General features: G+C 67.1%; 26 protein-coding genes. 10 read left to right on the forward strand and 16 right to left on the reverse strand.

Features of this window, described 5'->3' with window-relative positions:
• Positions 1–15: 15 nt before the first annotated feature.
• A complete protein-coding gene (locus LDH66_RS10360; protein WP_226481005.1) occupies positions 16–1,953 on the forward strand; it encodes an ABC transporter ATP-binding protein in 1,938 nt (645 codons plus the stop codon).
• 47 nt (positions 1,954–2,000) lie between these two features.
• Here LDH66_RS10360 and LDH66_RS10365 read toward each other — a convergent pair whose 3' ends face one another.
• On the reverse strand, positions 2,001–2,345 hold the full coding sequence (locus LDH66_RS10365) for a DUF5789 family protein (RefSeq protein ID WP_226481006.1): 345 nt from the start codon (positions 2,343–2,345) through the stop codon (positions 2,001–2,003).
• Between the two features lie 66 nt (positions 2,346–2,411).
• Complete coding sequence (locus tag LDH66_RS10370) at positions 2,412–3,359, reverse strand: phosphatase PAP2 family protein (protein WP_226481007.1); 948 nt, start codon at positions 3,357–3,359, stop codon at positions 2,412–2,414.
• A gap of 130 nt (positions 3,360–3,489) precedes the next feature.
• On the opposite strand from LDH66_RS10370, the gene LDH66_RS10375 reads away from it, so the two are divergent.
• Positions 3,490–4,227, forward strand: a complete 738-nt coding sequence (locus LDH66_RS10375) for a creatininase family protein (RefSeq protein ID WP_226481008.1) — start codon at positions 3,490–3,492, stop codon at positions 4,225–4,227.
• 68 nt (positions 4,228–4,295) lie between these two features.
• Here LDH66_RS10375 and LDH66_RS10380 read toward each other — a convergent pair whose 3' ends face one another.
• The 3 genes from LDH66_RS10380 to LDH66_RS10390 form a co-directional block, all read right to left on the reverse strand.
• Entirely contained in the window at positions 4,296–4,769 is a 474-nt protein-coding gene (locus tag LDH66_RS10380; protein WP_226481009.1) for a DUF5790 family protein, read from the reverse strand.
• Positions 4,770–4,977: 208 nt separating this feature from the next.
• The gene (locus tag LDH66_RS10385; protein ID WP_226481010.1) at positions 4,978–6,468 is read right to left on the reverse strand and encodes an aldehyde dehydrogenase family protein; all 1,491 of its coding nucleotides are present in this window, start codon (positions 6,466–6,468) and stop codon (positions 4,978–4,980) included.
• A 100-nt stretch (positions 6,469–6,568) separates the two neighbouring features.
• Positions 6,569–6,928 (reverse strand): dihydroneopterin aldolase family protein, encoded by a 360-nt coding sequence (locus tag LDH66_RS10390; protein WP_226481011.1) that lies wholly within the window; start codon positions 6,926–6,928, stop codon positions 6,569–6,571.
• 222 nt (positions 6,929–7,150) lie between these two features.
• On the opposite strand from LDH66_RS10390, the gene LDH66_RS10395 reads away from it, so the two are divergent.
• Together LDH66_RS10395 and LDH66_RS10400 are read left to right on the forward strand one after the other, a co-directional pair.
• A complete protein-coding gene (locus LDH66_RS10395) occupies positions 7,151–7,444 on the forward strand; it encodes a DUF7521 family protein (protein ID WP_226481012.1) in 294 nt (97 codons plus the stop codon).
• A gap of 420 nt (positions 7,445–7,864) precedes the next feature.
• Entirely contained in the window at positions 7,865–9,049 is a 1,185-nt protein-coding gene (locus tag LDH66_RS10400; RefSeq protein ID WP_226481013.1) for an NAD(P)/FAD-dependent oxidoreductase, read from the forward strand.
• A gap of 1 nt (position 9,050) precedes the next feature.
• Here the strand turns inward: LDH66_RS10400 and LDH66_RS10405 are convergent, their stop codons facing one another.
• The 3 genes from LDH66_RS10405 to LDH66_RS10415 all read right to left on the reverse strand — a co-directional run bounded on the left by LDH66_RS10405 (position 9,051) and on the right by LDH66_RS10415 (position 11,574).
• Entirely contained in the window at positions 9,051–9,530 is a 480-nt protein-coding gene (locus tag LDH66_RS10405) for an Hsp20/alpha crystallin family protein (RefSeq protein ID WP_226481014.1), read from the reverse strand.
• 206 nt (positions 9,531–9,736) lie between these two features.
• Positions 9,737–9,895 carry a DUF7559 family protein gene (locus LDH66_RS10410; protein ID WP_226481015.1) on the reverse strand — a complete coding sequence of 53 codons (159 nt, stop codon included), beginning with the start codon at positions 9,893–9,895 and terminating at the stop codon, positions 9,737–9,739.
• Positions 9,896–10,002: 107 nt separating this feature from the next.
• Positions 10,003–11,574 carry a winged helix-turn-helix transcriptional regulator gene (locus LDH66_RS10415; RefSeq protein ID WP_226481016.1) on the reverse strand — a complete coding sequence of 524 codons (1,572 nt, stop codon included), beginning with the start codon at positions 11,572–11,574 and terminating at the stop codon, positions 10,003–10,005.
• A 414-nt stretch (positions 11,575–11,988) separates the two neighbouring features.
• Between LDH66_RS10415 and LDH66_RS10420 the strand changes: the two genes are divergently transcribed.
• Together LDH66_RS10420 and LDH66_RS10425 are read left to right on the forward strand one after the other, a co-directional pair.
• Positions 11,989–13,716, forward strand: a complete 1,728-nt coding sequence (locus tag LDH66_RS10420; RefSeq protein ID WP_226481017.1) for a radical SAM protein — start codon at positions 11,989–11,991, stop codon at positions 13,714–13,716.
• A 103-nt stretch (positions 13,717–13,819) separates the two neighbouring features.
• Complete coding sequence (locus tag LDH66_RS10425) at positions 13,820–14,230, forward strand: TRAM domain-containing protein (RefSeq protein ID WP_226481018.1); 411 nt, start codon at positions 13,820–13,822, stop codon at positions 14,228–14,230.
• Positions 14,231–14,409: 179 nt separating this feature from the next.
• On the opposite strand, the gene LDH66_RS10430 is transcribed toward LDH66_RS10425, so the two are convergent.
• From LDH66_RS10430 to LDH66_RS10440, 3 genes are all read right to left on the reverse strand, one after another.
• Positions 14,410–15,084, reverse strand: coding sequence for a YkgJ family cysteine cluster protein (locus LDH66_RS10430; protein ID WP_226481019.1), 675 nt, complete (start codon positions 15,082–15,084; stop codon positions 14,410–14,412).
• Between the two features lie 30 nt (positions 15,085–15,114).
• On the reverse strand, positions 15,115–15,957 hold the full coding sequence (locus LDH66_RS10435) for an MBL fold metallo-hydrolase (protein ID WP_226481020.1): 843 nt from the start codon (positions 15,955–15,957) through the stop codon (positions 15,115–15,117).
• Positions 15,958–16,063: 106 nt separating this feature from the next.
• On the reverse strand, positions 16,064–16,345 hold the full coding sequence (locus tag LDH66_RS10440; protein WP_226481021.1) for a MarR family transcriptional regulator: 282 nt from the start codon (positions 16,343–16,345) through the stop codon (positions 16,064–16,066).
• Positions 16,346–16,569: 224 nt separating this feature from the next.
• Here LDH66_RS10440 and LDH66_RS10445 point away from each other — a divergent pair, with 224 nt between their 5' ends.
• Together LDH66_RS10445 and LDH66_RS10450 are read left to right on the forward strand one after the other, a co-directional pair.
• The gene (locus LDH66_RS10445; RefSeq protein WP_226481022.1) at positions 16,570–17,277 is read left to right on the forward strand and encodes a class I SAM-dependent methyltransferase; all 708 of its coding nucleotides are present in this window, start codon (positions 16,570–16,572) and stop codon (positions 17,275–17,277) included.
• A 53-nt stretch (positions 17,278–17,330) separates the two neighbouring features.
• Positions 17,331–18,230: a glycosyltransferase family 2 protein gene (locus LDH66_RS10450; RefSeq protein ID WP_226481023.1), complete on the forward strand. Its 900-nt coding sequence runs from the start codon at positions 17,331–17,333 to the stop codon at positions 18,228–18,230.
• A gap of 146 nt (positions 18,231–18,376) precedes the next feature.
• On the opposite strand, the gene LDH66_RS10455 is transcribed toward LDH66_RS10450, so the two are convergent.
• The 3 genes from LDH66_RS10455 to LDH66_RS10465 all read right to left on the reverse strand — a co-directional run bounded on the left by LDH66_RS10455 (position 18,377) and on the right by LDH66_RS10465 (position 21,754).
• Complete coding sequence (locus tag LDH66_RS10455) at positions 18,377–18,832, reverse strand: DUF2267 domain-containing protein (RefSeq protein WP_226481024.1); 456 nt, start codon at positions 18,830–18,832, stop codon at positions 18,377–18,379.
• Positions 18,833–18,941: 109 nt separating this feature from the next.
• On the reverse strand, positions 18,942–19,925 hold the full coding sequence (locus LDH66_RS10460; protein WP_226481025.1) for an LLM class flavin-dependent oxidoreductase: 984 nt from the start codon (positions 19,923–19,925) through the stop codon (positions 18,942–18,944).
• A gap of 212 nt (positions 19,926–20,137) precedes the next feature.
• Positions 20,138–21,754 carry an amidohydrolase gene (locus LDH66_RS10465; protein WP_226481026.1) on the reverse strand — a complete coding sequence of 539 codons (1,617 nt, stop codon included), beginning with the start codon at positions 21,752–21,754 and terminating at the stop codon, positions 20,138–20,140.
• Between the two features lie 175 nt (positions 21,755–21,929).
• Here LDH66_RS10465 and LDH66_RS10470 point away from each other — a divergent pair, with 175 nt between their 5' ends.
• Together LDH66_RS10470 and hmgA are read left to right on the forward strand one after the other, a co-directional pair.
• Complete coding sequence (locus LDH66_RS10470) at positions 21,930–22,319, forward strand: hypothetical protein (protein ID WP_226481027.1); 390 nt, start codon at positions 21,930–21,932, stop codon at positions 22,317–22,319.
• A gap of 48 nt (positions 22,320–22,367) precedes the next feature.
• Entirely contained in the window at positions 22,368–23,594 is a 1,227-nt protein-coding gene (gene hmgA, locus LDH66_RS10475) for a hydroxymethylglutaryl-CoA reductase (NADPH) (protein ID WP_226481028.1), read from the forward strand.
• Positions 23,595–23,723: 129 nt separating this feature from the next.
• Here hmgA and LDH66_RS10480 read toward each other — a convergent pair whose 3' ends face one another.
• Complete coding sequence (locus tag LDH66_RS10480) at positions 23,724–24,089, reverse strand: hypothetical protein (RefSeq protein WP_226481029.1); 366 nt, start codon at positions 24,087–24,089, stop codon at positions 23,724–23,726.
• A gap of 52 nt (positions 24,090–24,141) precedes the next feature.
• Entirely contained in the window at positions 24,142–24,666 is a 525-nt protein-coding gene (locus LDH66_RS10485) for a DUF5817 domain-containing protein (protein WP_226481030.1), read from the reverse strand.
• Positions 24,667–24,761 lie beyond the last annotated feature (95 nt).

Raw genomic sequence — 24,761 nt, forward strand, 5'->3', positions numbered from 1 at the left:
CCTGAGCACCGGGCAATGAGTACCGCCGAGCCGGACGAAGACGATCCGTTCGAGGAGCAGCGCGAAGAGGTCGAGAATCCGATGAAGCGACTGTTCCTCGAGTACGGCTCGAACTACACGGGTGCCGCGGTCATCGGCGTCATCGCGAGCTTCTTCGCCCGAATCCTGGACCTGCTCCCCGCGCTCATGCTGGGAGTCGCGATCGACGCCGTGATCCGCCAGGACATCCCCTACGCCGAAGCGTTCCCAGTCGGCGGCGGTCTCGTCGCCCCGTACGTCCCCGACGGTCGAATAGAGCAGTTCTGGCTGACGATCGGGATCATCGCCGGCGCGTTTCTCCTCTCGGCGGTCTTCCACTGGACCCGAAACTGGGGGTTCAACACCTTCGCCCAGAACGTCCAGCACGACATCCGGACCGACACCTACGACGAGATGCAGCGCCTGGACATGGGCTTTTTCGCCGACAAGCAGACCGGCGAGATGATGTCGATCCTCTCGAACGACGTCAACCGCCTCGAGAAGTTCTTGAACGACGGGATGAACTCCCTCTTCCGGCTGCTCGTGATGGTGCTCGGCATCGGCGGCCTCCTGGTCGCGATCAACTGGCAGCTCGCGTTGGTCGCGCTGCTCCCGGTGCCGTTGATCGCGGTCTTCACCTACCTGTTCATCCGGACCATCCAGCCCAAGTACGCCGAGGTGCGCTCGACGGTCGGGAAGGTCAACTCCCGCCTCGAGAACAACCTCGGGGGCATTCAGGTCATCAAGTCCAGTACGACCGAGTCCTACGAGTCCGATCGCGTCGAGGACGTCTCTCGAGAGTACTTCGACGCGAACTGGGGGGCGATTCGGACGCGAATCAAGTTCTTCCCCGGCCTGCGCGTCCTCGCGGGGATCGGCTTCGTTATCACCTTCCTCGTCGGCGGACTCTGGGTCATCGCGGGACCGCCGGGCCCGTTCTCGGGCCAACTCAGCACCGGGATGTTCGTCGTCTTCATCCTCTACACGCAGCGATTCATCTGGCCCATGGCCCAGTTCGGACAGATCATCAATATGTATCAGCGGGCTCGCGCCTCCAGCGCCCGCATCTTCGGGCTGATGGACGAACCTAACCGGGTCGGCGAGGAGCCCGACGCTCCCGACCTCGAGGTGACCGAGGGCCGCGTCGAATACGACGACGTGACGTTCGGCTACGACGAGGAGACGATCCTCGAGGACATCGACTTCACCGTCGAGGGCGGCGAGACGCTCGCGCTGGTCGGCCCCACCGGGGCCGGCAAGTCGACGGTCCTCAAGCTCCTCTTGCGGATGTACGACGTCGACGAGGGCGAGATCCGCGTCGACGGCCAGCGGATCCGGGACGTGACCCTCCGGAGCCTGCGCGAATCGCTGGGCTACGTCAGTCAGGACACCTTCCTCTTCTACGGCAGCGTCGAGGAGAACATCACGTACGGTACCTTCGACGCCGACCGCGAGGACGTCATCGAGGCCGCGAAGATGGCCGAAGCCCACGAGTTCATCCGAAATCTCCCCGAGGGCTACGATACCGAGGTCGGCGAACGGGGCGTCAAGCTCTCGGGCGGTCAGCGCCAGCGGATCTCCATCGCCCGCGCGATCCTCAAGGATCCCGATATCCTCGTCCTGGACGAGGCGACCAGCGACGTCGACACGGAGACCGAGATGCTCATCCAGCGCTCGATCGACGAACTCGCCGAGGATCGAACCACGTTCGCCATCGCCCACCGACTCTCGACGATCAAGGACGCCGATCAGGTCCTCGTCCTCGAGGGCGGCGAGATCGTCGAACGCGGCACTCACGACGAGTTGCTCGCGAACGGCGGCCTCTACTCCCACCTCTGGGGCGTCCAGGCTGGCGAAATCGACGAGCTTCCCGAGGAGTTCATCGAACGCGCCCAGCGCAGACAGGCGCGGACCGAAGTCGGCGACGACGACTGACGAACGAACCGGTCCGAGTCAGAGAGACGCGACTTCCGACCGTCGGCCTAGAACGATTCCTGCCCTTCCTGGTCGTCCTGATCCGGGGCCCCCTCGTCCTGCCGGTCTTCGCCCGCCGCGGGCGGCGTGCGATCGCTGTAGTTCTTCCGACCGATGGCCTCGTCGCTGACCATGTTCGTGATCGCTTGCTCGACCGCCCCGTAATCCCGGTACTCGTCCTCGCCCAGCGGCCCGATGAGGTCCTCGAGCGTCGTCGTGTTGCCGCTCATCTCGACCGTTTCGTCGCCGTGTTTCTCGAGTAACTCGTCGTGACCGATCGGATACTCCTCGTTCTCGAGCGTCTCCTGCAGGTCGCCGAGTTCGACGCCGAGTTCGCGGCTGTCTTCGGGCATACGTACGGGAAGCGTTCGGCGACGCAAACGGGTTGGGCCTGCGTTCGCCGTGGCCACTGCTGGCGGTCAGCGCGCCGTCGGATCGTCCGTCGTCACGCGCGGCAATACGAGCGCCGGCAGTATCGACAGGAGACCGAGAAGGGCGGCCGAGGCGACCAGTTTCGGCGGCCCGTTCGAGACGCCGACGCCGACGATAGCGAGGGGGACGAACGCGGCCAGCAGCGCCGGCCGGTCTACTCGACGTCGTTCGGCGGCCGTCGGCTCGAACGGCGACGTTGCGTTCTCGAGCGTCCAGCCCGCGAGCGCGCCGGCCGCGAGCGCCGCGTACGCCACGGCGCTGTCCGCGCGCCCGCTTGCGACCATCGCCGCGCCGGCGAGTCCCAGTGCGAGCGCGAACGCGGTGAGCGTCCGGTCGAACGGCGACCGCTCGAGGAGCCGCCACGCGACGGCGAGGTACCAGCCGCCGACGATGACCCCCGCGACGACGTCGAGCGGGTAGTGTACGCCGAGGACGAGCCGGGTGAGACAGACGGCGGCGACGATCACCGCGGCGACCGCGAGGCGGAGCCGCCGCGTTCCCGCCTCGAGCACCAGCGCGAACAGGCCGTAAGTGACGGTCGCACCGACCGCGTGGCCGCTCGGAAACCCGTAGCCGCCAGCGCTCGCGATCGAGCGGTACTGCGGCCGAGCCGACGACGGGAGGACGGCCGGCTCGAGCGTCGCGAGCTCGGGGCGCGGTAACGCGAAGAGATGTTTCAACGCCGTCATCACCGCCAGCCCGCCGACGATGACGGCGAGGATCCAGGCCCCGTCCGGCCGCCGAGCGGGACGATCGGTCCCGAACTGCCGGCCGCGGTGGACCGTCCGTCGCCACGCGACCGCCCACGACGCGCCGATCCCGAGTACGAGCAGCAGCCAGCCGTCGCCGAGCTGGGTCACGGCCGCGGCGAGGGCCGCACCCCACTCCGGGACGAGTTCGCGAACGGCCTCGAGAACGCCGGCGCCGCGGTTCATACGGCCTGCCTTCCACGGTGGCGTGGATAACGCTCGGGCGGGAACATGCAGGCTCCGTCCGCCCGACGGTCGAGTCCGAGTCGTATCGGCCACCGCGGGTTTCATGTCGACACGGGCGGCATACTCCGCCATGGACCTCACAACGGCGACGTGGACGGACGTTCGGGACCTCGAGACGGACCTCGCGGTCGTCCCCGTCGGGAGCACGGAACAGCACGGCCCCCACGCGCCCCTCGGGACGGACGTGCTGACCGCCGAGGGGATCGCCGACGCCGGGATCGAGCGGGTCGACCGCGAGGTCGTGCGCGCGCCGGCGATTCCGGTCGGAATCGCCAAGGAGCACCGCCAGTTCCCCGGAACGATGTGGGTCTCCGAGGACACCTTCCGCGACTACGTCGGCGAGGCCGTCGAGAGCCTCGCTCACCACGGGATCGATCGCGTCGTCCTCGTCAACGGCCACGGCGGCAACGTCGACGCCCTCCGCGAGGTCGGCGGCCGCCTCACGCGGGACGGCGACGCCTACGCCGTCCCCTTCACCTGGTTCGAGGGCGTCGGCGAACACACCGCCGATATGGGTCACGGCGGCCCCCTCGAGACGGCGCTCCTGCGCCACCTCGAGCCGGAACTGATCCGCGAGGACCGAATCGACGAGGCTCGATCCGGCGCTGCCGACGGCTGGGGCGACTGGACGAGTTACGTCAACTTAGCCTACGACGCGGCGGAATTCACGGAAAACGGTGTCGTCGGCGATCCCGACGAGGGCGACGCTCAGCGTGGCGAAGAACTGTGCGAGCTGGCCGCCGACGCGCTGGCTCGGTTGCTCGAGGCGGTCGCCGAGCGAGACGTCTCGCGGCCCGAGCGCCGATAGGGTCGGAACCGGCTCGATCGGTGGCTCGGTGGCGATCGATTCGTCGAGCGAGACGGGAACGAGATCGGCTACTCCTCGGCTTCGTCTTCGTTCTCATCCTCGTCCGCGGCGTCGGTATCGGCTTCGGCGTCGTCGTCCGCGTCATCCGCGGGACCAGCGTCCTGAAGCGTTCCGCGAAGCGCCGGAATCGTCGAAGTGAGTTCGCCGACCTGTTCGCCGGCCGCCGAAATGTCCGTAATTGCCTCCTCGAGGGCTTCGATCTCTTCCTCGAGGTCGGCGGCGTCGTCGAAGGCATCGGCGCGCTGCCCCATCGTGAACCACTTCTTCGCGTCGCGGAGGTCCTCCTCGGCGTCGCCGGCCTCGAGCGCCGAGTTGAGTCCGTTGAGCGCGCCCAGCACGTTGTCGGCGTCGGTCTCCCAGATGTCGTCGGCGTCCGGAAGCGCCGCCCAAGCGTCTTCGAGCGAGGATTCGACGTCCTCGCGCATCTCGTTGGCCGCTTCCCCGAACAGTTCCTCGTCGTCGCCGAGCGTAGCTTGGCTCATGTCACCGTCTTTGCGGGCACCGGGGTTAAAAGATAGCCCGAAAGTGAAAGTGAAATCGGTCGGAAGCGGATCGATATCGGTCGAACGACGGGGGGATTTCGAAAGGAAGGTCATCGGCGGACGTCCGCCGTCCGGTCGGATCACTCGTTGGGATATGCGACCGGGCGACGAAGAGACGCAACCGGGCGGCTGCGTGCCCGCCGGGTGATCAGAAGGGGTACTCCCGCCGGTCGTGCTGGACCGAGATCCACTTCTTTTCGGTGACCTGGTCCATGATGTCCGTGCTGTTGTAGCCGCCGACGCCCGAGGCCTTCGTGCCGCTGAAGGGGACGTGGGCCTCGTCGTTGACCGGTTGGTCGTTGACGTGGACCATCCCGGTGTCTAGTCGCTCCGCGATCTGCATCCCGGTACCGACGTCGCCCGCGTGAACTGACCCGGAGAGGCCGTACTCGGTATCGTCGTGGAGTTCGATCGCTTCCTCGACGTCCGAGAACGGAACGACCGGTGCGATCGGGCCGAAGTGTTCGTTACACGCGGCGGCCATATCGTTGGTCGCGTCCGAGAGCACCGTCGGTCTGACGACCAGCGAGTCGTCGACGCCGTCTAACTCGGCCGTTTCGCCGCCCGTCTCGAGGGTCGCGCCGGCGTCGACGGTCTCCTCGACGTAGCCGAGCATCTCGTCGCGCTGGCTCTCGTCGATGATGGGACCGACGACCGTGTCCGGATCGTGGGCGCTCCCGGCCGGAAGCGACGCCGCGCGATCCGTGAGTAAGTCGACGTACTCGTCGTAGACGTCCTCGTGGACGAGGTGGCGGTTGATGGAGATACAGACCTGTCCCTGGTGGACGAACGAGCCGAACGCGGCGGAGTCGACCGCCGCCTCGACGTCCGCGTCCGCGGTGACGATGTGGGCGTTGTTGCCGCCGAGTTCCATCGCCGCCACGGAGAGGTTCTCGCCGGCCTTCGCGGCGACGCCCCGTCCCACAGGCGTCGAGCCGGTAAAGGCGACGACGTCGCTCTCGGGGTGTTCGACGACCGGGTCGCCGATATCAGAACCGTGACCGGGGACGACGTTGAGCAGGCCCTCGGGAAGCCCCGCCTCCTCGTACAGTTTCGCCATCAGGAGGCCGCCCGTGATCGGCGTGTTCGAGGCGGGCTTGACGACGACCGCGTTCCCGGTCGCGAGAGCGGGCGCGATCGCCCGTCCCGAGAGGTTGAGCGGGAAGTTCCACGGGGAGATGACGGTGACCACGCCTTGGGGCTCTCGCCGGACGAAGTTCTCCTTGCCGGGGACGTTGGAGTCGACCTGCTCGCCTTTCATCCGACGGGGGAGCGTCGCGGCCTCGTTGGCCTGATCGGTCGTGATCTTCACCGAGGTCTCGCCCATGATCCGCGAACCGCCCGCCTCGTGGGCGAGCAGTTCGACGATCTCGTCTTCGTACTCCTGGAGCGTCCGCGCGAACCCCTGTGCGATCCGCTCGCGTTCGGCCGGCGGCGCTTTTTCCCACTCACTCTGTGCGTCAGCGGCGGCTTCGTAGGCGGCGTCGACGTCCGACTCGACGGCGGCCGGCACGCGTGCGACCTCTTCGCGCGTCGAGGGGTCCTCGACGGGGATCTCCTCGTCGCCGTCGGAGGCCGTCCACTCGCCGTCGATGTACAGACTGTTCCAGTCGGTGTCGATCGAGAGTTCAGGTCCCATCGAGCGACCTATGTGAGTCCGCGTCAAAAGTCGATGGCGAGCACTCACAAGGTCCGACCCGTCTGTTTTCTACAATACCGTACCCGAACGCCGTCCTCGCCTATTCTCGAACCGACTCGAGTCGCATCAGCGGATAGCCCTCTTCCATCTCCATGCGGGTGACGACCTCGCAGCCCTCGTAGTCGACGACGATCTCGACCTCGAGGAAGTGGCCGGTCAGTTCGGTGTAGTCGGCCGTCGACTCGGCGAGCGCGGCCTCGAGTTCGTCGATCCGGACGTCGACGGTCACCTCGCGACAGTGGGGCTGGTTCTCGATCGCTTCCGCCATCGCCGTCTCGAGGCTGGGCGCGCTGGCGGGCGAGAGCGGCGTTCCGGCGAACTGGTGGTAGAGCGAGCCGAACTTGATACCGGCCTCGAAGCAGGCGGCCTCGGCGTCGGTCGGCGTTTCGTCTGCTGACATGGGTGAGTGCTCGTCAGCGGTCGGGAAGGGAATTGTGATGTGGCGGACTCTCCCCGCAGCGAAAGCCGTCGGTGTTCTCCCGGTATCTCTGTAACTCGCTGGCGGTCGTCCGGCTCGACCGTCCGCGGCGGCGACTGGTTACGGGGATCGCTGCCACGGCCCATATCTCACGGGAACGGCAAGGTTCTTGGTACAGGTCTTGGATATCGAAACGAGAACAGTATGTCGTCTTCCGCCGCGGCAATGCCGACTGCGATCGCGCTCGCGGTCGTCAAGACGCTCGTCCTCATCGTCGGCGGCGTGATCACGTTCTTCGCGTACAAGGCCTACCGGCGGACCCGCCAGCCGGCACTCGGCTACCTCTCGCTCGGATTCGGCCTCGTCACCCTCGGTCTGGTCCTCGCCGGGATGCTGTACGAACTCCTCAATGTGGCGCTGATGACGGGTATCCTGCTCGAGAGCCTCCTCGTTCTCGCCGGCTTTCTCGTCATCGCATACTCCCTGTACGTCACCTGAACCGTGCCGCGTTCGGTTCCGAACGGGTCGGGCCCGCAGATATCGTCTCGACCCCCTTTCGCCTCGAGCTGTCACCGGCTCGTCCGGTTCGGAAACTGGAGATACCAAATTAGTTTGGGAACAATAGTATGTGTGACGGTAGAATACGGTGGGATACGGCAGGAGAGACGGCACTGAACCATGGGCCCGACCTGCCGTCGTACCCCCTTTCCTCCCGTCTCGACACCGAGACGGGGTTCGATCGATGAACCGGCTCGCTCGACGCGAGCCGTCCCGATCGCGAAATCGCCCGTAACCACCCAGAGGTAAGTGAGTCCCGACTCGAGTAGGGGCTATGCAAGCCGATTCCGACGACGCGCGGACGCCCAGCGGTCGCGTTTCGAGTCGCCCCCACCGAACGATACCGGCCAGTGAGTGGCCATGAGCGGTGCGGACGAGCCCGACCTGGCCGTCGGTGCGGACGCGTTCACCGAGCGGGGAGCGGGTCTCGAGGTGGCGGTCGTCGGTGCGGGTGCCGTCGGTGCGACCGCGGCCTACGACCTCGCGAGCGAGGGCGCGGACGTGACCCTCTACGATCGTGACTCCGTCGCGAGCGACGCGACCGGGCGAGCGGCGGGGATCTGCTACGACGCCTTCGCGGACGGGCTCGACGCCGACATCGCGGCCGACGCGATCGAACGGTTCCGCGCCTTCTCGGGAGACGACACCTTCCCGTTCGTTGAGTGTCCCTACGTCTGGCTCGCCCGCGAGGGCGACGCGGACGGTGCCGATGCGATCCGCGAGCAGGTACGTCGCATGCAGGAAAACGACGTCGTCGCCTTCGAAATGGGCAGCGACGAACTCGCGGACCGATTCCCGGCCTTGCGGACGGACGACGTCGCAGTCGCGGGAATCGCTGGCGCGGCGGGGTACACCGATCCGACTCGGTACACTGCCTGTCTCGCGGCCGCGGCCACCGGCGCCGGCGCGACCCTCGAGACCGACACGCCGGTCGACGTGCGAGCCGAGCCGCCGCGAGTCGTTCGGCCGGACGGCGACGTCCACGAGGTCGATGCGGTGCTCGTCGCCGCGGGCGCACGAACGAAGCGATTGCTCGCGGACGTGGGCGTTTCCCTCGCCGTGAAACCCTATCGCGTGCAGGCGCTCGTCGCGACCGGTGACCTCGCGGAACCGATGTGTTACGACGCGACCGGTGACTTCTACCTGCGACCCCACGCCGACGGCTTCCTCGCGGGCGACGGAACCGAAGAACGCGAGGCCGATCCCGACGCGTACGATCGCGACGCCGATCCGACCTTTGCTCCCGACCTCAGAGAGCGGGTCGCACACCGGGTCCCCGGCGTTGCAGACGGTGATCTCGAGCGGGCGTGGGCCGGCCTCTGTACGGCGACGCCGGACCGAGACCCGCTGGTCGGCGCGGTCGCGGACGGACTCTACGTCGCGACCGGATTCCAGGGCCACGGCTTCATGCGCGCGCCGGCGATCGGAGAGCGGATCGCGAAAGAAATACTCGGCGGGTCGGGGATCGACGCCTTCGATCCGACCCGGTTCGACGGGGACGAGGCGTTCGACGTCGTCGAGGGAATGGCACTCGACGGGGCCTGAGTCAGTCGTCGATCGCGACCGGTTCCGTTCCGGTATCCGAATCCCGTTCGCGGTCCGATTCGATCTCGGCTTCGGCGTCGTCGGTCGCGTCGGCGTCTCCGACCGACGACCCCTTCGGGATCTCGACGCTCAGCGTTCCCGTTTCGCTGAGCCGCGCCGTCCCGGCGTCCGGCTCGACGACGGCGTCGGTCGGCAACTCGGCTTCGCCGTTCAGCGACATTCCGCGGCCGGGGAACCGCATCTCGTACCCCTCGTGGAACTGCCGGAACCGGTCGATCCGAATCTTGACGTTTCCGTCGAGGTAGCGGACCTGAACGTCGTCCGGTTCGGCGCCGGGTGCATCGAAGACGACGCGATACGAGGCGTCGTTCTCGAGGATGTCGACGGGGAGCGATCGGTGGTTCTGGACGCGTCCGTTCGCGCGACCGACCTGTCGGTAGAGCGCGTGTCCGACCGATTTACCGAGATCTTTGAGGCTCACGGGGGGTCACCTCGGACGGTGCGGACGTCGCCGGCGGCGGTCGCGGGGACCGAGAGAAAGGTCTGAGAGTTCATGGCAGACATGACCGTACTGAGGACTATGACAGCCCCATTGATATCTCTTTCGTCGGGTTCAAAAGAAAGGTCTGACAGGGTCGCCCGTTCTCGGGCCGATCCCGCTGGGATGGGGTGCCGGACGGACACCGCTCAGAGTTCCACCCGCTCGAGGCAGTCGGTGCCGCCACAGACCGGACACGACAGTTCCGAGACGTCGAAATCGTCGGGCACGTCGTAGGTGTAGTGGTTCTCGAAGATGTCGAGAAAACAGTCCTCGGCGGTACAGAGGATCTCTTCCGTCGGAGGCATATCGGCCCTTGGAGGGCCGAACTAATCAACATTGGCTTCACCCACGGCGACTGCAGGCATCGCCCCGATCGCACCCGTCTCACCGCTTCGCTGACCGCTCTCCGAACTCACTCCGTCGCCGACTGCCCTCGCTCGGCCGGCAGTTCGACGTCCGACGCGAGCCGGTTGATCACCGCCGGTCCGTCGCGATCCCTGACGACGAGCCCCTCCCCCTCCAGCGTCGAGAGGTGGTGGGTTATCGTGCTCGGATCTCGGTCGAGCTCGTCCGCGAGCGTCGTCGTCTGTGCCGGCCCGTGATCCGCAAGCGTCTCGAGGAGTCGACGGGTCGCCGGCTTCTCGAGCGCCGTCCGGAGCGCGATATCGATCTCGTCGGCCGCATCGGACCGGTAATAGCAGCGCTTTCCGTGGACCTTCTCGGACCGAATCAGGTTTTCCTCCTCGAGAATCCGGCAGTGGTGACGGACCGTCGACAGCGACGCGTCGGTCGCCGCCGCGAGTTCGGAGAGGGAGACGCCCGGATCGTCCCCGACCTCTCGATAGATCGCCGCTCGGGACTCGTGTGCGAGCGGATCGGAGTCGTCGAACCGGCTGTACCGGAACAGCGACCCGAGATATCGCCAGTAGTCGCCCGCGCGGGTCTGCTCGAGGGTCATCGTCGCCAGCCGAACCGTCCCCCCGAGTGACGACGACTGTCCGACGGCGAGCGACGCGCCCCCGGCCGCCGAGGCGTTGACCGCGGCCGCCGTGAGCAGCGTCGCGAGCGCGATCCCGGCCGCTTCGCCACCGTTCGGCGGCGTCTCCGGCGGCGCTTCGTCACCGCCATCACTACTCGTCTCGTCGGCTTCCGTTACCGTCGCTCCGCCGTCGTTCGCCTCGTCGCTCGTCCCCGTTTCACCGCCGTCAGACGCGGGTTTGTCTCCACTGCTGTCGGACGCGGATTCGTTTCTATCGTCGTCGGACGCGGATTCGTTTTCATCGCCGTCGGACGCGGGTTCGGTTCCGTTACTCGAGCCGGTCGTGTCGTCGGGGCCGGTGGTGGTATCGGGGTCGTCAGGGGCGGTGGTGTCGTCGAGGTTGTCAGAATCGGTGTCGGTAGAGTCGCCGGAGTCGTCAGGGTCGTCCGAATCGTCAGGATCATCCGAATCGTCTGGACCGTCAGGATCATTCGGGTCATCCGGGTCATCTGAGTCGTCCGGATCATCCGAGTCATTCGGATCATCTGGGTCGTCTGGATCGTCCGAATCGTCTAGGTCATTCGAATCGCTGGTATCAGAGGTGTTTTCGGTATCGTCCGAATCAGTGGTGTTACTGGTATCTGCGGTCGTGTCGGAGTCACCAGATTCGTCGGAGTCATCAGAATCAGCCGTGTCGTCGGTAGTGGACGTCTCGTTGGTATCGGATGTCTCGTTGGTATTGGTCGTATTGTTGGAACCGTCGGGGTCGTTAGGATCATCGGGATCATCGGGATCGTCCGGATCATCTGGGTCATCAGGATCGTCCGGATCGTCAGAGTCGTCTTGGACCGTGAGCGACGGCCGTACGTCGTCCGCTCCAGTTACCGTTGCACTGTCGGTCCCGGAACCGATGGTCGCCGTCGCTCCCGTAGTAATTACAGTCGCGACGAGCACCGCGACGAGACCGACGCACAGCACCGATCGAATAGGTGTTCTCCCGTTCATGACACTCGAGGCGTCATCGCGACGAACCGCAGGTCCGTTACGACCGGCGTCTGGAAGGGGTCCCGATGAGTGCGGGACCCGAACCGGTGATTCAGTGACGTGACTCGTGACGTTCGGTCTGTGGACCCGAACGGACCCAGATGGACGCAGCCCTCCCCTCTCTGGCGACCGCTCTCTCGCCCGTTGTGACTGTATCATACAACTTGACTAAGGCGTATTAAATTAATGCAACGGGACGAATGCGGTTAGGAGACGGTCATCGCACGCGAGATCTGTCCTCCGGCCGCGTCGCAAGATGAGTGACGCTGACCCGCGAGCGGGAGCGGTGACTCGTCGCGGCTCCCGACCGAACGCTCGAGGCGCGGTCGACGGCGTGTAGTCACCGTTTTATCGCTCGAGGCGCTATCGGGAGCCATGACTGACCCCGAGACGCTGTCGGTGACGATCGTCGACGGCTACGTCGACGAGCCCGCACACTTCGGGGTGCCGCCGTACATCTCGACGTACCCCCGGTACGCGGCGGGCGCGCTCGTCGACGCGGGCGTCCCGCGCGAGCAGATCACCTATCACACGATCGATCGGCTTCGCGACGAGCCCGATTACTGGCGGGACGTCGACGAGGCGGACCTGTTGCTCTATCTGGGCGGGATGACCGTTCCCGGGAAGTACGTCGGCGGCACGCCGGCCGAACCCGACGAGGTCCGCAAACTGGCCTGGACCGCCAACGGGACGAGCCTGATGGGCGGCCCCGTCAAGTTCGGCGTCGGCGACGAGAACGCCGGCGCGACCGAGACCGAACGCCAGGACTTAGACTTCGATTTCGTCGCCAAGGGCGACGTCGAGGCCGCCGTCCACGACCTCGTCAAGAGCGGTCTCGAGGGCTTTAACAACCGAATGCGTGACATCGACGAGGTGTCGCGGTGGGCCCAAGAAGGCGCGTTCATCGTCGAGCAGCACCCGAACCATCCGAAGCATCTCATCTGCGAACTCGAGACCTCGCGGGGCTGTGCGTATCGCTGTTCGTTCTGTACGGAGCCGCTCTATGGCAACCCCGAGTTTCGGCCGCCGCCGACGGTCGTCGGCGAGGTCGACGCCCTCTCGGACTACGGCGTCAAACACTTCCGGATCGGTCGGCAGGCCGACATTCTCGCCTACGGCGGCGACGGCGAAGCGCCGAACCCGGCCGCCCTGCGCCAGCTCTACAGCGGGATTCGCGAGGTCGCGCCCGACCTCGAAACACTCCACCTCGACAACATGAACCCCATCACGATCGTGGAGTGGCCCGAAAAGAGCCGCGAAGGGATCCGGATCATCGCCGAACACAACACGCCCGGCGACACCGCCGCGTTCGGCCTCGAGTCGGCGGACCCCGTCGTCCAGGAGGAGAACAACCTGAACGTCACCGCCGAGGAGTGTTTCGAAGCGGTTCGGATCGTCAACGAGGAGGCCGGCTGGCGGCCCGGCGAAGACCCCGCGGATGCGCCCACCTTCGGCGACGACGCGCCGCGACGGCTCCCCAAGCTCCTCCCCGGGATCAATCTCCTGCACGGGCTCAAGGGCGAGCGCGAGGAGACCTACGAGCGCAACCGCGAGTTCCTCCAGCGGGTCTACGACGAGGGCTACATGCTCCGCCGGATCAACATCCGGCAGGTGATGGCCTTCGACGGCACCGACATGAGCGATACCGGGGCCGAGATCGCGAACGAACACAAACAGCTGTTCAAACGGTACAAGAAGCAGGTCCGCGAGGAGATCGACAACCCGATGCTCGAGCGAGTCGCGCCGCCGGGAACCGTCCTCCCGGACGTCCACCTCGAGTACCACCAGGACGGCAAGACCTTCGGCCGACAACTGGGTACCTACCCCCTGCTCGTCGGGATTCCGGGCGAGCGCGAACTCGGTCAGACGATCGATATCGCGGTCGTCGATCACGGCTACCGCTCGGTGACCGGCGTCCCCTACCCGCTCGATCTCAACGCGGCCTCGATGAACGAACTCACTGCCATCCCCGGTATCGGCGACAGCACCGCCGGCGACATCGTCGTCAACCGCCCCTACGGGTCGATCGCCGACGCCGACCTCGGGACGGAGTTCGACCTGACGCAGTTCATGACGACGCGGCCGCTCGAGCCCGCGGACTGAGTCCGTCGAGAATCCATTCGAGACGATTTCCCCGTTACTTGACGGCTCGGTGTCGGTAGTTCTATTATGGAGGCGAATCTGAGGTGAAACTGAGGGTCTGCCTGTGGAAATATCTGACAAACTGCTGTGTCTGTTCAGTACGGACGTTTCGGAAGAGGAGGATCGATACGTTATCGAGGTACCCCGTCAGGAGGTCGAGACCGGCGACATCGACCCCGGCGAGGTCTATCGCGTCGCGCTCATTTCGCGGGAGGACGAGGGGGACGGCGAGGACGTCTCGGCGACTACCCAACCCCAGAGCGCGCCGTCCGAACCGCAGCCGCCGGTCGACGTCGGGGAAACCCGCTACGTCGAGATCGAAGACATCGGCAAACAGGGCGACGGCATCGCCCGCGTCGAACGCGGCTACGTCATCATCGTGCCCGGAGCCGACGTCGGCGAACGCGTCAAGATCGAGGTCACCGAGGTCAAGTCGAACTTCGCCGTCGGCGAGATCATCGAAGACACGTTCTGAGGAGACCGTTTTTGCGTTCGGGTCGGCGAAGCCGATCTCGCGCAAAATTCCGAGCGAAATGGCCGAGCGCGAGCGCTGCTCGCGCTCGGTGAAACGGTGCGCTCTGCGCGCCGTACAGTGGCTGTTACTGCCCGTTTTGATCCGATTCGCTACTCGAGCCGCGGCGATTTACCCCTGTCTTACTCCTCGAGCGGCGTCCCGTCGATCCGCTTTGCGCCTTCGGAGTCGTGGACGACGACCTCGCCGGGGCCGGGATCGGCGGGTGCGTACTCGTCCCGGACCGCGATGGCCTCCTCGAGTTCTCGCACCGCTCGTTCCTTCAGCGCTCGAGCCAACTCCTCGGCGTCGTCGCGCGAGATGTCCCGGCCGAGTCCCTCGCACTCGTGGGCGCGGACCACGCCCGCCTCGTCGACGGCCTCGCCCATCGGCTGGCTGGTCCCCGCGAGGGCGACGCTGAACGGGTAGGTCCGACAGATCAGCGGGCGGTCGTCGTGAGCGCTACAGGCTCCCGTACCCGACTCGTCTTCCTCGTAGAAGGTACAGTCGCCACAATCGTCGGTCTGGAGCGCCCACTCGAAGGTCTCGCCCTCGAGGCCACCCTCCTCCGTCTCCGAGAGCCCGTAGGGCATGGGTCGGGCAACGTCGCGCCAGTCGTAGTCGCCGTCGTGACTCTCGCTCTCCTCGAGATCGCGCACCTCGTCGGGAAAGACGGTCGCCGTGTGGTCGTCCTCGGCCTCGCCCTTGCAACAGGCGCCACAGCGGGTACACTCGAAGCCGATCGACTCGATCGCGTCCGCGAGGTCGTCGATCGCGAGTTGTCGGGCCTCCTCGAGTTCGGCTTCGAGCGATTGCACGCTCGAGGGGAGGGGGTCGATGCGGAAAAGTCAGTCGCCCTCGGCCGGCGTCGCGCGCTCGCCGTCCCACGCCGCCCGCCCCTCGACGGCGAGTTTCTGGAGGTGGGCACGGACCGTCGCCCGCGCGAGATCGCGCACGCCCGTAAGGTCCTTCTTGTAGGCCGATTCGAGGATCTCGTCGAGCGTTTCGGCACCGCCGGTGACGGCCTCGAGCACTCGCCGCTCGCGCTCGGCTCGGTGGGAGAGCAGTCGCTCGAGGGTTTCGCGGGGCGCATCGATCGCGGGGCCGTGGCCCGGATGCAGTGCGGGCGGATCCATCGCCCAGAGGCGACGCAGCGTCGTCACGTACGCGCGCATGTCGCCCTCGGGCGCGCCGACGACGACGCTGCCCTCGCGGACGGCACAGTCGCCACACAGGATCGGTCCGTCGCGGCCGGCCTCGAGTGCCACGTGATCCGGCGCATGGCCCGGCGCGTCGAGAACGCGTGCGCGCTCGTCGCCGAGCGGAATCGCGGTTCCCGGCGCGAACGTCCGATCCGGCTCGCGCCCCGTCGCGTCGCGAAACCGGCCGGCGCGGCCGTAGCGCGCCCAGACGGTTGCCCCGGTCTCAGTCGCGTAGGCGTCGACCGCACCGACGTGATCGGGATGGGTGTGGGTAACGAGGACGTGCTCGATGCTGTGCTCGCGGACCAGCCGATCGAGGTCGTCGGTTCGCGCCGCCGGGTCGACGAGAATCGCCGGCTCGGTTTCGGACTCGCGATGTCGCCGCTCGTCGGTCCGAGACGACTCCGTCGTCTCCCGGATCAGGTAGGCGTTGGTCTCGCCGGTCGGCGCGCGCGTTGCGACCGGGACGGACCACCGAGTGACATTCATATCCTGACAGTGCGACCGAGCGAAAAAAGGCGTATCGACGGACGGCCTGTGCGCGGATCTACCCCCGTACCCCCGAGCAGTGAAATCGAGACGGGCGGTGAGACGGTCAGTGCTTGAGGAAGTAGACCTGCTTGCGGGCGTCCCGGAAGCTGTATCGGGAGCCGACGAGGCCGACGTCCTCGAGTCGGTTGAGCGCGTAGCGAACGGTGCGGTCGGGGAGTAGCGACTCCTCGGCCAGTTGGCCCTGCGAGAGCGGCGAGTCGGTCTCGAGCACTTTCGCGACGAGTTTGGCACTCGGTGGCAGATCGCGGAGTCGGTCACGGTACTCGTCCTCTGACAGGGTTTCCTCGGCGGCGGCGGCGCGGTCCTCGGCTGTACTCATGCTCATATCTACGTCAGCGGAACCGCCAATGGTAAAGCTTCCCTATATGTGGATACGAATAATGCAGTTTGTATAAGGCATATGAATGGGATATTAACACAGATAGGTTTCGGAGCGTGTTCCGCGTCGATCGGCCCGTGAGTCGGGCGAACGGGGAGAACGAACCGATCGACCGTCGTCGTCGGACTCCAGTATCGTTTTATCCCATCGCAACAGTAGATTCGCCCAGTGTGAAAGGACAGGAGTGGTACCAAGCCGACGACATCGCCGAGGAATACGACGACAAGCGGTTCTCCCAGGGCGGCCAGCTGATCGACCGCCGCGAGAAGGAGGCTGTCCTCGAGGCCATCATGCCCGTCGAGGACCGGAAGGTCCTCGAGATCGCCTGTGGTACCGGGCGGTTTACCGTCATGCTGGCCCATCAGGGGGCCGACGTCGTCGGACTCGATATCTCGGCAGCGATGTTACAGCAGGGACGCCGGAAGGCCAAAGACGCCGACCTCGCGGGAACGCTCGAATTCCTCCGCGGTGACGCGGGGCGGCTGCCGTTTCCGGACGATCACTTCGATACCGTGGTCGCGATGCGGTTCTTCCATCTCGCGGACGATCCCGAGGCGTTCTTAGAGGAAATGCGGCGCGTCTCCCGCGATCAGATCGTCTTCGATACGTTCAACCGGTTTTCGACGCGGAGCGTCTATAACTGGGCGCTTCCGATGGGATCGCGGCTCTACTCGAAGAGTGAGGTCGCCGTCCTCCTCGCGAAGACCGATCTCACTCTCGTCGACGTCGAGGACGATTTCCTCCTTCCCTACGGACTGTATCGGTCGATCCCCAACGGGCTCGCGTCGCCGCTTCGCGCACTCGACAAGGCGGTCGGCGAACTCCCGGTCACCGACCACTTCGCGTCGGTGTCGTACTGGAACGCGCACGTTCGTTGATCGAACCGACCGGAATCCCATCTATTTACTATCAGGAGCCCCTATCGGGCGGTATGGAGCTCTCGGTAGTCGTCTCGACGCTCAACGACCGGGAGCGGTTGCTGTCGTGTCTCGACGCCCTCGCGGAGCGGACGCCGTCCTCGGCGGAGATCATCGTCGTCAACGGCCCCTCCTCGGACGGGACGACCGGCGTCGTTCGAGAGCGCGACGACGTCGACGTCCTCGTCGAAATCTCCGAACGGAACCCCGGCGTCTCCCGCAACGCCGGCTTCGAACTCGCGACGGGGGACGTCGTCGCCTTCCTCGACGGCGAGTACGCGATCGACCACAGCTGGTACGGGGCTATCGACGAGTCGATGGCCGACGAAACGGCCGTCGTCACCGGTCCCGTTACCGGCGGTCCCGTCGAGACGGACCCCCGATCCCCGGGACAGGTCGCCGGACGGACAGTAACGCACTTCCACGGTGACAACGTCGCGTTCGAGCGGTCCGTCCTCGAGGAACTGGACGGCTTCGACGAGTATCTGGAGGAGGCGAGCGAGCGCGACTGTGCCCACCGCGTGGCCGGACTCGGCCACGAGGTGTCGTGGTCGGCGACGATGGCCGCCCGCTGTGAGGTCGGGACGGACGGCGGTCGGGCCGATCCCGACTGGGGGGCGACGTACCGATCGCTGTCCTATCGGCTCGTGAAGAATTACGGCCCGCGTCCGTCCGTCCTCGCCCGGACCGTCGGCAGCGCGCTGCGGGACGGCGCGGGCGGGATTCGTCGACTGGTGTCCGGCGAGGCGACGCCGACCGGCTGGATATCGGACGGAACGGACGTCGTTGCGAACGTCGGACGGGGACTGTGGGACGGCGTTCGCGCCCTCTATGCCGATCGCTCGAGCCAGCGCAACCCGCACGGGCTCTCGGAGCGCCACGACCGCGCGGTCCGGATTTACGACCGGCGCTGACCCGCTATCGACTCGGCGTTCGATTTCTCACTCGCTGCGGAACCGGGAGCTCTTCTCTCGAGTCCGCCACCCATTTTCCGTTCGTACGGTCGGCGAGACCGAGAGCCCATGCTGTTCGACGTCCGCGGTCCTGCGCGCGGTCGTCGTCAGACTTCCTCCCAGGGCTTGGTCTCGGCGTCGACGAACTCGAACATGTCTCCGAACTCGTCGGGCAACTGCTCCTCGGCGTGAGCCAGCTCTCCGCCGGGGACCCGTTCGCTGACGAGTTCGACGACGGCCTTGATCCGGTAGACGGCCTCGGACCGGTCGATATTCGACGGGCGGCCGTACGACGCGTCGAGGTCGAGATCGTCGTAGTTCAGCCGCTCGAGCACGTGGTCGACGAACGCGTCGTAATCGTACGTCTGGCCGTGATCGGCCTCGAGCAGGTATCGATCGATCTCCATCGGGAGCGGGCTCGCGATGTCCGTCGCCCCGCCTTCCCCGACGCGCTCGCCGAGCGTCTCGAGGACCGCACGCGTCGTTCTGACGGCCTCGGCCTGTGTCCCGGCCTCGATTCGGTGCTGTACCTCGCCGACGAAATCGGTGTAGCTCGTACTCATGATTGTTCCGGGATCGGGACTGACGGGAGTGGCCTCAAAAAACGCTATCCGCGGATTCGCAAGGGTCGGCAGTAGTCGTGACGCGTCGAGTGCCGCCGCGAGGCGGCCGCTACAACCGGTCCGGTGCGAGCGCGTCGATCGTCGTCTCCGCGACCTCGCTCGAGGCCGGTTCCGGAACGACGACGATGGGGTGGTCGATCCCCGTTTCGGCGACGAGCGTCCGAAGTCGGTCGCGCGCGTCGTCGGGCGTTCCGGCGACCCCGAGGTCGGCGATCATCTCGTCAGTGACGGCGCTCGCGGCCGCGCTCTTCTCGCCGTCGCGCCACGCCGCGGCGATCCGGTCGGCCTCGTCCGGGAACTCGGTCGCGACCGCTCGCCGGTAGCCCTCGCCGCTCCCGACGTAGTAGGCGACGTGTCGCCGCAGCGTCTCGCGGGCCTCGGTCGGCTCCTCGCTGACCGCCGCGGGCACGTAGGGCGCGATCGTGATCTCGCTCGGGTCTCGGTCGCGTTCTCGCGCGGCCGCCGCGACCTCCTCGAAGGCGTCCTCGAGCCGCGAGAACGGGATGTTGTGCGGGATCCAGCCGTCACAGAGCCGCCCGACGACGCGGCGATTTGCCGGCCCGAGCCCGGCGTGATAGATCGGTACCGAGCACTCGATCGACGGGAAGTTCGCCGCCTCGAGCAGTTCGCCGTCGTACTCGACCGGCTCGCCGGTCCCCGCGGTGAGTTCGCGGATCAGTTCGATCGTCTCGTGTGCGCGTCGCACCGGCCGGTCGAACGCCATCCCGTGGAGACCCTCGACCGCCGCGGCCGTGCTCGTCCCGAGACCGAGCGTGAACCGTCCGTCGGCGGCGTCCTCGAGCGAGGCCGCCGTCATCGCGAGGACGGCCGGCGACCGCGAGTAGACGTTCAGTATCGCGGTCCCGATACCGATCTCGTCGGTCCGACAGGCCATCTCGGTGGCCTGGACGACGCCGCTGGCCCCCCAGAGTTCGCCGACCCAGACGGCGTCGTACCCCTGCCCTTCGGCGCGAACCGCGACGTCCGCGAGGTCCACGTCGCCGAAGGCCGTTACCATGAGTCCAACGTCCATGCGCCCCTCGTTGCGCTCCAGCGGCAAAAATCGAATCCCCGTCAGGGTCGCGGCGGCAGTTCTGACTCTCGGCGCTTCCGATCGGATCGGATCGCCGCCTCGACGGAGATCCGAGGAAGTCGGGCGGCCGCGGAAGAGAAACCTATTCCGGCAGCTCCAGTTCGAGATCGGTCGCAATGAATCTTGAACGCGGGACGTCCGCGACCGTCTTCCTACGTCTCGCGCCCGTCCAAGACGATCTCGCCGTCGACGAGCGTCATCGCGACGTCGATCTCGTCGATCCGATCCGACCGCTCCCACGGCGACGCCTCGAGCACGACCAGATCGCCGCGCTTGCCGGGCTCGAGCGTTCCGAGCCGGTCGTCGTCGAAGCCGGCGTAGGCCGCACCCCGCGTGTACGCTCGCAGCGCCTCGGTGACCGACAGTCGCTGTGCGTCCGTCGGCGCGGTCACCGCGTGGTGAATCCCCAGTAACGGATCGAGCGGCATACAGTCCGAGCCGAAAGCGAGGGGGACGCCCGCCTCGAGCACTCGGCGGAACCGGTTCGTCCGCTCGCGCCGTTCCGGGCCGAGGCGTCGGTCGTAGAGCCCGCCCTCGTCGGCCCAGCGGTGAAAGTTCGGCTGCATCGAGGCGATGATCCCCGCCGCGGCCATGCGCTCGAGGTGGTCGTCGGTCGCCAGTTCCGCGTGTTCGATCCGGTGGCGCGACCCGCCCGGGTCGGCGGTCGCCTCGAGAGTCGACAGCGTCTCCTCGATCGCGTCGTCGCCGATGGCGTGGACGCAGACCTGATACCCCTCGTCGTCGGCTCGCTCGACGAGATCGGCGAGGTTGGCCGGATCGACGACCCATTGGCCGCGCTCGCCGTCGACGTCGGATGCCCCGTCGCCACCGTCGTCGCCGTCGCTGCCATCGCTATCGCCGCCGTCTCCGTCGGCGTCCGCGTACGGTGCCGCCAGTTTCGCCGTTCGACTCCCGATACTCCCGTCCGAGAAGGACTTGATCGCCCCGGTCTGCACCCGCTCGTCGCCGTCGTTCGTCCCGACGCCGACGTCGCCGAGCGCCTCGAGGTGGTCGCTCCAGTAGTCGATCCGGACGCGCAGGGGGAGGTCGCCGTCGGCGGCTAGCTCGCGGTAGACCCGCGGGGCGACCGAGCCGCGGACCTTGTCGTGGACGCCGGTGACGCCGCGCTCGACCGCGTACTCCGTCGCGGCCGCGAGCACTTTGCGCATCTCCTCGCGATCGGCCGTGAGCCGTTTCCGGACCGCTTCGGCGGCGTCCTCGACGGCGACGCCGGTCGGCTCGCCGTTCTCGCGCCGCAGATCGCCCTCGGGAAGCTCGTCGGCGAGGCGCTCGAGCGCGACCCCGTTCAGCGAGGCGGTGTGCAAGTCGACTCGCATCGCGACGACCGGTCGGTCCTCGCTGACGCGGTCGAGGTCCGCCCGCGTCAGCGGTGTCGATCGGCCGTCGGTCCACTCGCTCTCGTCGTAGCCGAATCCGAGAATCCACTCGCGGTCGGCGGCCCGCTCGGCCCGCTCGCGTAGCAGTCGGACGCACTCCTCGGGACCGTCGGCGGCCGAGAGGTCCGCGTGGACGAGGTGTTGGCCCAGTTGCTCCATGTGCGTGTGCGCGTCGACGAATCCCGGCAGGACGACTCGTCCACCGCAGTCGATCACGTCGGTTTCGACGCCGGCGAGGAACTCGACTTCGGACGTCCGCCCGAGGCGAACGATCTCGCCGTCCCGGATCGCCACCGCCTCGGAGACGGTGTCGGGGTCGGTGAGCGCGTGGACCTCCGCGTCGACCAGCAGGCGGTCAGCGGCCGCGGTCATGCCAGAGTGGCCGCGGGCGAGTGGCAAAAAACGGTCGGGTCACCGATCCCGTCGCGCGATTGCGCGCGCCGTCCGATTCAGTAGGGACCGCCAAACGTCGAAACGAGAGCGTACGGCGGGCCTACGACCGTCTCTCGAGCGCAAGGTTGACTTGTCCGTCCGTTGACCGGCCCGTATGATCGATCGCGAAGGCCGCGTCATCTTCGGCTCGCTTCTCCTAGTCGTCCTCGCGCTCGCCGGCTCGCTCGTCGCGGATCGCCAGTTCGGGGTCGCGATTCGGGACCGGCCGCTCCTCGCCTTCCTCCTGTTCGCCGGCGTCGCCGTGGCCTTACCGCAGTTGTACCTCGCGGTCACTGACGATGACGCGGACCGATCCCGAAGCAGGATCCGGGTCGCCGCGGTCGCGACGGCGACGTTTGCGATCGCGTTCGCCGCCGACGCGGACGGCGGCCGTCACCTGCTGATCGCCCTCATCGGGACCGGTTCGATCGTCGCGCTCGTCTGTTACGAAATCCTCCTGGAGTATCGAACGGCGAGCGACGAGTCCGTGACGACGGTCTCGTGACCGCGGCGATCAGCAACTGTTAGGGCCCACCACCCTCTTGACCCATCCATGACAGACCCCGAGGACCTCGCCGAGCGGGTGCGCGAGGGCGAGCTTCGCATTCACGAACTCGAGGACCACGCCGACTACGACACCGCGGCCCACGCGCGTCGGCTGCTCATCGAACGGGAGACCGGTGCGGAACTCGAGGCGATCGGCGACTACGCCTTCCCCGCCGAGCGGGCGGACCCGAACATCGAGAACATGATCGGCGCGGCGCAGGTGCCGATGGGCGTCGTCGGCCCCGTCCCGGTAAGCGGCGGCGCGGCCGACGGCGAGCACTACCTCCCGCTGGCGACGACCGAGGGCGCGCTGCTGGCGTCGGTCAACCGCGGTCTCGGCGTGCTCCGTTCCGCGGGCGGCGCGGACGCACGCGTGACGAAAAACGGGATGACTCGAGCGCCGGTCTTCCGGGTCGCGGGCGTCGCCGAGGCCGCCGAGGCCGTCGAGTGGGTCGAGGACAACTTCGAGGCGCTCAGAGAGGCCGCCGAATCGACGACGAGTCACGGCGAACTGCTCGACATCGAGCCGTACGTGGTCGGCGACTCCGTCTACCTGCGCTTCGCCTACGACACCAAGGACGCGATGGGGATGAACATGGCCACGATCGCGACCGGCGAGGCCTGCGAACTCGTCGAGAGCGAGACTCCCGCCTCCCTCGTCGCGCTCTCGGGAAACCTCTGTTCGGACAAGAAACCCGCCGCGATCAACGCCGTCGAAGGTCGGGGTCGCTCCGTGACCGCCGACGTCGTGATCCCCGGCGAACTCGTCGAGGACCGCCTCCACACCACCGCCGACGCCATCGCAGAGGCCAACACCCGTAAGAACCTGATCGGCAGCGCCAAAGCGGGCAGTCTGGGATTCAACGCCCACGCCGCCAACGTCGTCGGCGCGGCCTTCCTCGCGACGGGCCAGGACGAGGCCCAGGTCGTGGAAGCGGCGAACACGATCACCACGATGGACGCCCGCGAGCGCGAGGACGGTACCACCGACCTCTACGCCAGCGTCTCGCTGGCCTCGCTCGAGGTGGGCACCGTCGGCGGCGGGACGAAGCTCCCGACGCAATCCGAAGCGCTCGACGTTCTCGGTATTCGGGGCGGCGGCGACCCGCCGGGCTCGAACGCCGACGCGCTCGCCGAGATCATCGCCGTCGGTGCGCTCGCCGGCGAACTCTCCCTGCTCGGCGCGCTCTCCTCGCGGCACCTCGCGAGCGCACACGAGGATCTGGGCCGGTAGCTCCGTCGATCCCCTCTCTCGGACCGCTCTCTGCAGTTCGGTTTCTCTCGTCGGACCCCTCGAGCGCCCTCCGAAAGCGGCCGACCGGCGTCTCGGTGGTGAGAATCTGTCCGCCGGAAACGCGACCGGTTAGCTCTCCGCCGGTGGCTCCCCGGAGTCGTCGCTGCGGCGGCGTTTCGTTCTGATCGCGATGTACCCGCCAGAGAGGACGAGCAGTGCCAACCCGAGCGCGACGTGGACGCCCGTTGAGCCGAGCAGGACGAGCAGCCAACCGACGGCACCGCCCCCGTGTCCGAGCGTGAGATCGTACTGCCCGACGCTCGCGTGGATCACCGCGAGAACGGCGAACGTCGCCGCGAGGATCCACGTCGCTCCGACGGAGGCGTCGATTCCGACGATCGTCTCGCTGACGACGGTTCCGTAACCCAGCAACCCGACTGCGACCACCAGTCCCGCGCCGACGACGGGCTCCTGGAGGTCGACCGTCTCTGCCATACCCTACGGAGCCGTCGAGACGGGATAGCCGTGGCGATACGGCCCCGACGGTCTACAACAGCCGGTAGCGACCCCGGCTCTCGCTGACGACCCCGCGCCGCGTCAGTTTCTCGAGCGCGTCCCTGACGTACTCGGCCGAGACGCCGCGCTCGCCGGCGTACTCGACGACCTCGTCTTCCGTGGGCTCCTCGAGGGCTTCCAGTGCCCTCTCGACGATCTCCCGCTTGCTCCCGCTGCGGCTCGGCCCGCGCGGATTGCGGTCGCCGGCCGCCTCGACTTCGTCGACGTCCAGCCCGGACTCCGAGAGGTACTCGTCGTCGTCGACGACCCCGTCGGCGACCTCGTCCTCTAAGGCGGCGAAGGAGTCCAGTTCGGCGAAGGCCTCGCCCTCGCCCTGCCGGTTCGCCAGCATCGAGGCGCGCACGTCGCGGGCGTGAGCGGCGTCGTCGGTCTCGACGAACTTCTTGCGCTTCTCGTAGGCCTTCCGCGAGCCACAGCGGGGACACTGGGTCGTCTCGGAGCGCCCCTCGATGATCCAGAGGTTCGAACACGCGCTACAGCCGACGACGGCGTACATGTCTCGGAGTGGCCCCTCGCGGTAGTTCAAGGTTCGGCAAGCGCGGCGAAAGTAGTCGGGTGCCGTGACACCGCCAGAGCGGCGACCGGAAACGG

This window comes from Natrinema amylolyticum (genome assembly GCF_020515625.1).
In the GTDB taxonomy this organism is placed as follows: Archaea; Halobacteriota; Halobacteria; order Halobacteriales; family Natrialbaceae; genus Natrinema; species Natrinema amylolyticum.

Excerpts from the sequence above, each read along its gene's own strand:
- LDH66_RS10360 (WP_226481005.1), top strand. The coding sequence starts at position 16 with ATGAGTACCGCCGAGCCGGACGAAGACGATCCGTTCGAGGAGCAGCGC.
- LDH66_RS10365 (WP_226481006.1), bottom strand. The coding sequence starts at position 2,345 with ATGCCCGAAGACAGCCGCGAACTCGGCGTCGAACTCGGCGACCTGCAG.
- LDH66_RS10370 (WP_226481007.1), bottom strand. The coding sequence starts at position 3,359 with ATGAACCGCGGCGCCGGCGTTCTCGAGGCCGTTCGCGAACTCGTCCCG.
- LDH66_RS10375 (WP_226481008.1), top strand. The coding sequence starts at position 3,490 with ATGGACCTCACAACGGCGACGTGGACGGACGTTCGGGACCTCGAGACG.
- LDH66_RS10380 (WP_226481009.1), bottom strand. The coding sequence starts at position 4,769 with ATGAGCCAAGCTACGCTCGGCGACGACGAGGAACTGTTCGGGGAAGCG.
- LDH66_RS10385 (WP_226481010.1), bottom strand. The coding sequence starts at position 6,468 with ATGGGACCTGAACTCTCGATCGACACCGACTGGAACAGTCTGTACATC.
- LDH66_RS10390 (WP_226481011.1), bottom strand. The coding sequence starts at position 6,928 with ATGTCAGCAGACGAAACGCCGACCGACGCCGAGGCCGCCTGCTTCGAG.
- LDH66_RS10395 (WP_226481012.1), top strand. The coding sequence starts at position 7,151 with ATGTCGTCTTCCGCCGCGGCAATGCCGACTGCGATCGCGCTCGCGGTC.
- LDH66_RS10400 (WP_226481013.1), top strand. The coding sequence starts at position 7,865 with ATGAGCGGTGCGGACGAGCCCGACCTGGCCGTCGGTGCGGACGCGTTC.
- LDH66_RS10410 (WP_226481015.1), bottom strand. The coding sequence starts at position 9,895 with ATGCCTCCGACGGAAGAGATCCTCTGTACCGCCGAGGACTGTTTTCTC.
- LDH66_RS10415 (WP_226481016.1), bottom strand. The coding sequence starts at position 11,574 with ATGAACGGGAGAACACCTATTCGATCGGTGCTGTGCGTCGGTCTCGTC.
- LDH66_RS10420 (WP_226481017.1), top strand. The coding sequence starts at position 11,989 with ATGACTGACCCCGAGACGCTGTCGGTGACGATCGTCGACGGCTACGTC.
- LDH66_RS10435 (WP_226481020.1), bottom strand. The coding sequence starts at position 15,957 with ATGAATGTCACTCGGTGGTCCGTCCCGGTCGCAACGCGCGCGCCGACC.
- LDH66_RS10440 (WP_226481021.1), bottom strand. The coding sequence starts at position 16,345 with ATGAGCATGAGTACAGCCGAGGACCGCGCCGCCGCCGCCGAGGAAACC.
- LDH66_RS10450 (WP_226481023.1), top strand. The coding sequence starts at position 17,331 with ATGGAGCTCTCGGTAGTCGTCTCGACGCTCAACGACCGGGAGCGGTTG.
- LDH66_RS10455 (WP_226481024.1), bottom strand. The coding sequence starts at position 18,832 with ATGAGTACGAGCTACACCGATTTCGTCGGCGAGGTACAGCACCGAATC.
- LDH66_RS10460 (WP_226481025.1), bottom strand. The coding sequence starts at position 19,925 with ATGGACGTTGGACTCATGGTAACGGCCTTCGGCGACGTGGACCTCGCG.
- LDH66_RS10465 (WP_226481026.1), bottom strand. The coding sequence starts at position 21,754 with ATGACCGCGGCCGCTGACCGCCTGCTGGTCGACGCGGAGGTCCACGCG.
- LDH66_RS10470 (WP_226481027.1), top strand. The coding sequence starts at position 21,930 with ATGATCGATCGCGAAGGCCGCGTCATCTTCGGCTCGCTTCTCCTAGTC.
- hmgA (WP_226481028.1), top strand. The coding sequence starts at position 22,368 with ATGACAGACCCCGAGGACCTCGCCGAGCGGGTGCGCGAGGGCGAGCTT.
- LDH66_RS10480 (WP_226481029.1), bottom strand. The coding sequence starts at position 24,089 with ATGGCAGAGACGGTCGACCTCCAGGAGCCCGTCGTCGGCGCGGGACTG.
- LDH66_RS10485 (WP_226481030.1), bottom strand. The coding sequence starts at position 24,666 with ATGTACGCCGTCGTCGGCTGTAGCGCGTGTTCGAACCTCTGGATCATC.